This is a genomic window from Bacteroides sp. MSK.20.82, from assembly GCF_019052485.1.
In the GTDB taxonomy this organism is placed as follows: Bacteria; Bacteroidota; Bacteroidia; order Bacteroidales; family Bacteroidaceae; genus Bacteroides; species Bacteroides thetaiotaomicron.
The window spans coordinates 1-7,677 of record NZ_JAHQUN010000091.1 but is presented as its reverse complement, the minus strand read 5'-3'; the positions used below and the strand labels follow the sequence as shown (position 1 = coordinate 7,677).

At 40.1% G+C, this 7,677-nt stretch carries 4 protein-coding genes; 1 reads left to right on the top strand and 3 read right to left on the bottom strand.

Going from position 1 to position 7,677, the window contains the following annotated elements:
• The first annotated feature begins 305 nt into the window (after positions 1-305).
• The gene (locus tag KTR07_RS27350) at positions 306-1,130 is read left to right on the top strand and encodes an Rpn family recombination-promoting nuclease/putative transposase (protein WP_008764795.1); all 825 of its coding nucleotides are present in this window, start codon (positions 306-308) and stop codon (positions 1,128-1,130) included.
• Between the two features lie 455 nt (positions 1,131-1,585).
• Here KTR07_RS27350 and KTR07_RS27345 read toward each other — a convergent pair whose 3' ends face one another.
• The 3 genes from KTR07_RS27345 to KTR07_RS27335 form a co-directional block, all read right to left on the bottom strand.
• Entirely contained in the window at positions 1,586-2,680 is a 1,095-nt protein-coding gene (locus KTR07_RS27345; protein WP_008764794.1) for an OmpA family protein, read from the bottom strand.
• Between the two features lie 179 nt (positions 2,681-2,859).
• The gene (locus KTR07_RS27340) at positions 2,860-6,480 is read right to left on the bottom strand and encodes a surface protein (RefSeq protein ID WP_011107830.1); all 3,621 of its coding nucleotides are present in this window, start codon (positions 6,478-6,480) and stop codon (positions 2,860-2,862) included.
• 508 nt (positions 6,481-6,988) lie between these two features.
• On the bottom strand, positions 6,989-7,677 hold a 689-nt coding region (locus KTR07_RS27335; RefSeq protein ID WP_217315555.1), incomplete at its 5' end, for a tyrosine-type recombinase/integrase.

Sequence of the window (7,677 nt, the reverse complement as noted above, 5' to 3'; positions counted from 1 at the left end):
ACTTGCTTCATAAATGCTACTACTTTTAACATTTTAATCACTATTAAATAAATTACGCGATAAATATAAGGGTATTTTCGTAACCAAAGCTATCCGATACACATATATTCATTCATTTTAGAGTTGTCCGGACGGTATGTGAATCAATGACCGGCATGTGAAACTAACAAAAAAGAAAGCTGGTATGTTTCAGCAAGATTCCCCACAAAATATAATTGCAGACAGATAAAATCATCATTATCGTAACAAGCAGACAGAAGATTCATTATCTTTGTGGAGTCGCAAACAACTAATAAACAGAAATAATGACGAAATTTATTAATCCATTTACCGATGTAGGATTTAAAAAAATCTTCGGGCAGGAAATGACCAAAGACTTGTTAATTGATTTCCTGAACGACCTGCTGGTAGATGAAAAACATATAATAGACATAACCTTTCTCGATAAGGAAATACTGCCCGAGTATATGGGCGACCGAGGGGTGATCTATGATATATATTGCACTGCCGAAAATGGAGAGCAATTCATTGTAGAGATGCAAAACAAGCAGCATGTACACTTTCGTGAACGCGCCTTGTATTACCTTTCAAAGACTGTTGCCCGGCAGGGTGAGAAAGGAGCCGAATGGAAGTTTGACCTGAAAGCCGTATATGGTGTGTTCTTTATGAACTTCCGGTTGGACAATTTGCCGCATAAGCTTCGTACGGATATTGTGCTTACAGATCGTGACACGCACGAACAATTTTCCGACAAGCTTCGTTTTATTTTTATCGAGTTGCCTGCTTTTTCGAAGGAGGAGCAAGAGTGTGAAACTGACTTTGAACGATGGATTTATGTACTGAAGAATATGGAAACGTTGAAAAGATTGCCATTCAAAGCCCGTAAATCGGTTTTTGAGAAATTAGAGAAGATTGTAGATATCGCTTCGCTTTCAAAAGAGGAGCGGATGAAGTATGATGAAAGCATTAAAGTGTACCGGGATAATCTCGTGACGCTGGAATTTGCAGAACAGAAGGGACGTGCAGAAGGCAAAGAAGAAACTGCCCGAAACCTGAAAAAGATGGGAGTTTCACTGGAAATCATCTCCAAAGCTACCGGATTGAGCATAGAGAAAATAGAAGCATTATAGTTGTTACCGTCTACCTGTAGAGGAGTGCTCGGTAAATATCCCATATTGTAAGATGAAGATCAAAGGTTAACTTTAAGTTTGCTTTGATCTTTATCTTTCTTATTTAATGTAAGTTTGATATCCCCCCTCTTCCTTTATCGGAAACAAAATTGTATAGTAAAAACAAAAAAAGAGGATGCCACTAGGGAAAAAAGGCGGGCATCCTCTTAAGGGGACAGAATAAGATGCACTTTCACAAGTACGGTCTTACGCTGCTACTCTCCCCGATACAATTTCTTCACATTTAAGTGAAGAAAGGGGTCTATTGCGGAAATACAGACTTTCGCAAGCATATATTTCCTAATGCTCTCACACGGAGGTTCTCGTACAAGTACGAAAAAAAATGTGGGGAACAAACACTCCGCATGAGAATAGGGAATATCTTTTTTAAGAAAAGGATCTTCTTAATGTAGACATCATTCTGCTATACAGATACAAACACGATTTTCTTCCGGTTTCTGATAAGGCTGTACCGTATCTCCTTTATAACTAGTAATAATTCTATCTGCTGCTATTCCTTTAGCTTTCAAGGCTTCTACAACATTTTTGGCACGTTTTTCCGACAAAGTCATATTAATTTTCGGGTTACCGGTTTCTTTGTCGGCATATCCGGTTACAGCAACTTTACTGGTTGGGTTTTTCTCCATATATTTAATCATAGCATCAATCTTTGCCAACTGATCATTTTGCAGAAGTGCAGAGTTTAACGCAAAGAATATATTCTGTTTCATCGGCTCAACAACTACTACAGGTTTCGGTTCCGGCTCTTTTGCAACAACAGGTTCCGGTTTAGGCTGTTCTACGACTGCAGGTTCCGGTTCGTAATATACGGGAGCTGTTTTGGTATAGCTTTTTCCCAGTTTAATGGTCAAGCCAACGAGTGCGTTCAGCTGCCAGTCACAGTTACCGGCTTTCTTTGAGTTGAACTTATCGGATAAAGCGTTGGCGTTAGCTTCGATATTGATGGCCAAGCGGTCATTCAGGCGAAGGTCACAACCCAAGCCAAAACGTCCGGCGACAAGAAACTTGCCTTCTTGCCAGAGATATTCCAGTTCATAGGTGCGGGTGTCGAGTGCATTCGCTTCATCGTTATCGAAACCACGATTGAGCCCTACACCACCAAAAAGGTAGCCATTGAAAACACGTTTCGGGTTGAAGCCACAGAACAAAGTGCTGAGATCAGCCATAATATCAATGTTTCCCTGAAGATATTTGTACTGGTAGGTTTGTTCCGGAGTTACCCATCCACCCTTTGCCTGCCATCCACTACCACCGATACGTGCTCCGAATGCAGGGGCAAACTTATATCCTATATTGATGGCGGCGGCAGGAGACATCAGATCGGTAAACTTGGCTTCGCCTACGGTATGTGCGGCTCCTACTTGTGCCTGGATAAACCAATGAGGTTTGAATACGGTTTTACCTTCTTCCTTGATTTGTCGTTGCTCCTGAGCAAATACTACTGTACCACTCATTGCAAGTATGGCTACTAATAAATTTCTTATTTTCATAATGTTATGTATTTAATGTCTTGTTACAGAAATCTCATACGATATGTCACAACTATATATCAGGCAAATCTTATCACCCAATATATGCTTTGTTATATGAAAAGGGTGCTCTGACTAGAGCAGAGCACCCTTCCTGAAATAATATGTGTCTAAAAATTGATAGACAACATTTTGATCTTTTAGTTCTTCGGATTAACTGTAATAGTCAATGTGGAAGAAAGTGTTCCCCAACCGTAGTTTACAGTAGCAGGAATAAAGATCTTGTAAGCGTATTCAATCGGTGAATCCACATTTACATACTTAACGGTATTACCAACTTGTTCTAAAGTAGTCTTAGCAGGCAGCTTACCACCATTGTATTTCAAGTCTGTAGTAACTTTAGTAATATCAAGTTTCACATCGCTGAATTCTCCATAATAGAACCAGTATTGTCCGAGATTAATAACTGAGCTACCGAATGTAGTCTTAGTCCATTCCCAACATCCTGATTTCTGACCATAAGATTCTCCATCAAATGTAGGCATAGGTGTATGTTCATGCTTTTTAGCAACGTAGTCACCAGGAACAACGACTATTTCAGCCGGAACATAATCAATATTTGCTACATAAGTATATTCTACATGAGAACCCTTTATCACAGGAATTTCCGTAAAATTATAAGTTGAACCGAAGTTTACATATCCTTCAGGAGTTCCCTCACGTTCTTGTACTTCCAGCATAGCCATCGCTTCAGCCTGAGTCAACATTGCACCTACAGAATAGGTTTTTTCTATCACATCCTCGGTAGAAGTTCCCGGTTTCCAATAATTAACCTTAGATGTTCCACTATACATAGTAAGATCTGATGCAGTAACGAAGTCAACTTTTCCATAAGTAACATTCAGACTAGCCGGAGTTTTCACATAGCTATGTTCTGGCACCCATTCATATTCTGTTGTACAAACTTGTTTCCAGTATGAAGAAATATCTTCAGTTTCTACTACACTCGGAGATACAATAGCATTACCGCTCCAATCCATCAACAAGCCATTCCACTGGAAGTTAGCAACATCACCACCTGTTATAGCGTCTGTCAGAGTAACTCCACTAGGCATATTCAAGCTTACAGGACGGATGAAATTAACCATAAATTCATTGACAGTAATCTGATCACCGCTTTCCAATGTATAGATATGTGCAACAGAAGCTTGCAGACCGCCTGCGCTATTCAAAGCAAGCTTAACATCAGCATCATTCTTATCCAATGAGATCGTTTTTCCACTGATCTTAACACCTGCTAAGACTTTGCTTGTAGCAACTCCGTTAGAATAAGTCTTAGTTACAACATAACGGTCTGTTACACAATTTGGAAGTCCTTTTACGTTATATTTATCGTAAGCAAGATTCAGTTCTTGATGGATCTGGCATCCGTCTGCAGGATCTTCCGGAGTATTAGGTACTACAGCATTCACCTTAAAGAACTTCATATCACCATCAATAGTCTGCCAATACAGTTCGTTCTTCACTGCATCTAAGCTAGCTTTCGGCAATTTCACATTTACAGCAAACTTGAATGTGATTGCATCAGGATATTTAGAAGATTGCAGTTTATTCTGAACAGTGATAGTAGCAACAAATTCAGAACCAGTAGCACTAATAGCACCAAGCTGACCGTGTTTGAATGACCAGACAACCTTCTTAGTTGCTGTACCTACTGAAGTAGCACCAGCTACAATTTTCGGGAAATCAACACCAGTTACCAGTTTGCCATTCTTCTTAACAGATGCAACAGCAGTAGAAACATCGTATGTATTCCAGAATGTCTCATGACTCATACCAATATTAGTACCATCAGTTATCTTACGATAAACATTCTCACGGATATATTCTTCTGTAATAGTATATGTTGCTTCTGTATCAGCACATTTGAATACCAATTCTTCAGCCGGATTACCTACCGTGAAATCAGGTTGTTTTTCTGCAGTGAATTTAATTTTCACAAATCCGCGACGTACCACGTTGCCATTTTCGTCTACCAATTCAACTTTCAAGATCGGAGTACGACCAAATGCTTCCGGATTGAAACCTTCTGCCTGGAACAAACCTTTCTCAACATCATTACACTTAACCCATTTCTGCTGATTAGTTTCAGTTTTACCTTCTTCAAGATTAAAATCCGTAGTAGCTACAGCAAATCTGTATGACAGTTTATAGGCTTCAATCGGGAATTCATCATGACCAGTAGATACATTTTCATTATTGAGACAAGTTGCAACCAGTTTTTTCAAGTCGAATACTTGATCATAAGGAGTCTCGTAGCGAGGTTCTTCTTTCGTACAAGCATCGAATGTAGTTGCATAATGAGCAGCATTACCACCTTCAAACAAAGTTTCCTTATCAGCGATACGAACATCTTCAGCAGCCAAAATATTATCATATACAGCTACATACGGAGAAGTAATGACGGCATTTTTCTCATCTTGATCAATTGCATCACCTTTCAGAGTAGCTTGCAAAGCGATCAGATTCGTTCTGTCAAGTTCCGGCTGAGTAGTGTGAGAATTAAGACGAAGAAGTTGGAAGTCAACAGTTCCTGTTGCGGGGTTAGCAACCGGTTCGCCAACAATCTCAACCAACTTACTTGCAGCAATTGCACGAGTTGTTTCAACAACTTCTGCAGTGCGGTCGATATAGCTATAGTCAGCATTTGCCAACTTAAAGCTTGCCGGATTGAAATGATAGCTAGCAGTCGCCAAAGCAGCTGTAGAGAATTGATAGCTCTTTGCTGGGATGCTGGCATTTTCATCTTTCACATCCATTGGAGAATATTGCAAGGAAGTGAATCTTACAGCTTCAATACCGTCAACGAACAAGTCGGGAGCAAGCGAGATGCTTGACAGACGGCAAGTTACCAATGTATGCAGACCAGTCAGGTTCGTATTGATATTTCCAATCTTAGTATTGATTTCTTTAATAGAAGCCTGAATGTCTTTTACATTCTTCTTAATAGCATCCAATTCATCTGTTATCTTTGTTTCCAGATCACTGATAGCGGTTTTATTTGCACCGATCAAATCTTTCAGACCGCCTTTACCATCAATTTCCTTCCACAAAGCAGCCAAATCATCCTGTGCAGCTTTGATATCATCCTGTGCTGCTTTAATATCCTCTGCATTAGCATCAATTTTAGCCTCCAGCGTTATCTTAACATACTCATCGAGTTCTTTCAATGTTGTAGCAAAGTTTGCGTCTGCTGTCTGCAATGTTTCGATAAGGTCCATAGCAGTTTTGATAGCCTCTGTATTTTCTTTCACAGCACCATTTTCCAATGTACTCAGACCAGCTTCGATACCATCGATACGAGCACCAAGAAGTTTTGACGCTTCTTCGAATGCAGTTACATCAAGTTTCTTGTCGATAGCTTCCTGCATTGAGTTTCTCAAAGCTTCCACTAATTTTGTAGCCTCTGCGATAGCTTCAGTTTTTGCTGTAGCAGCAGCAGCTTCGGCAGCTTTCGCTTTAGCCAAGGCATCAGCAGCATCAGCTTTGGCCTGATCACCGGCAGCTTTTGCAGCATCAGCAGCTGTTTTAGCTTCTACAGCAGCAGCTTTAGCAGCATCAGCAGTAGCCTGAGCAGCTTCAGCAGCAGCTTTCAAAGTAGTCAGCTGAGTCTGAAGATCAGTAATAGTGCTTCCGCTTTTGTCAATTTGTTCTTGCAACCCCTTGATGTCATCATCGTAGTCTTTACAAGAAGTAAATGTACCCGCTGAAGCCGCTAATAGCGCTCCAAACAGGACGACACTTAAATACTTTTTGTTCATGATAAAAAAACTTTTAATTTATAAATTAAAAAAATAATAAAAATATTGTTTCTCGTTTTGGATTATGAATTCCCTTACTACATCTCATGTTTTATTCCTTTCATTTCTTGTGCAAACCTCCTTTTCTTAATTTGTTTTCCACTTTCAATTACCTTACACAATATACTTTGAAGCATACAGACTATATTAGGTTTTCCCGTTACTCTGTAGGTAACGGGAAAACCTTTGTACCTGCCCCAGGAGGGTAGTTAATACTGAAAAATCATTTATTGAATGCTGAAACATCTTTACCCCTGCTTCTGAGAGGCGGCAGAGGGGAGGGAAATCTATTATCTAAAATTAAAGGCTACAAAGTCTAATGCTAAGAAATCCGCTGTTTTATTGTGTTATTTGTCTTTTTTTAGTTGTTTATCAGAAAAAATATCATTTTTGTTTGCATGTTTTCCAAAATATCTCCATCTTTGCAACGCTATTTAGCTCCGTTACCTACAGAGTAACAGGTTAAAAATCAATAAATTGCAAAAGACATTGAGCGCTTTATAAAATCCACCACCTTTTTATTGGCTTCATCTATTTTCTTATTCCGAAAGGGCTTGAGATATGTCTCGGTCACTGTGATCGAAGAGTGTCCCATAGCTTCAGAAATAACGCCCGGATGAATTTCGCAATAGTAAGCTGTCGTTGCCCAAGTGTGACGCGCTGTATATGAACTAAGTTTATCCCCCAGTCCTAACATTTCACCTAGCAACATCAGCTGTCTATTAAAGTTGCGGAGAGCCAACTGGTATTCGTGATAAGCCTCCTTTGTCCCTTCCCGGCTATTTAATAACGGAAATAGATAAGGAGAAGAACTGTCACGGTTCATATACCTCTTTAATATGGCCATCGCTTCCGGAGTTAAAGTCACTGACAAAGGACGCCCGGTCTTCCGCCTGCGGTAAGTGATCACATTGTCGTGCAAATCACTTTTACGTAAATAGGCAAGATCGACAAAAGGCAGACCACGGAGCAGAAACATCAAAACGAACAGTTCCTGCGTACGACGCATGTCAGATGTCACGACGGACGACTGCGGCAATTTGGTGAATACTTTCTGCATGTCTTCAGTATCCAATGCACGCTTACGGTCCGCACGCGTGCCAGTATATACAGAACGAAACAGATGCGGTACATAAACAGCCCCACGACAATCTACCG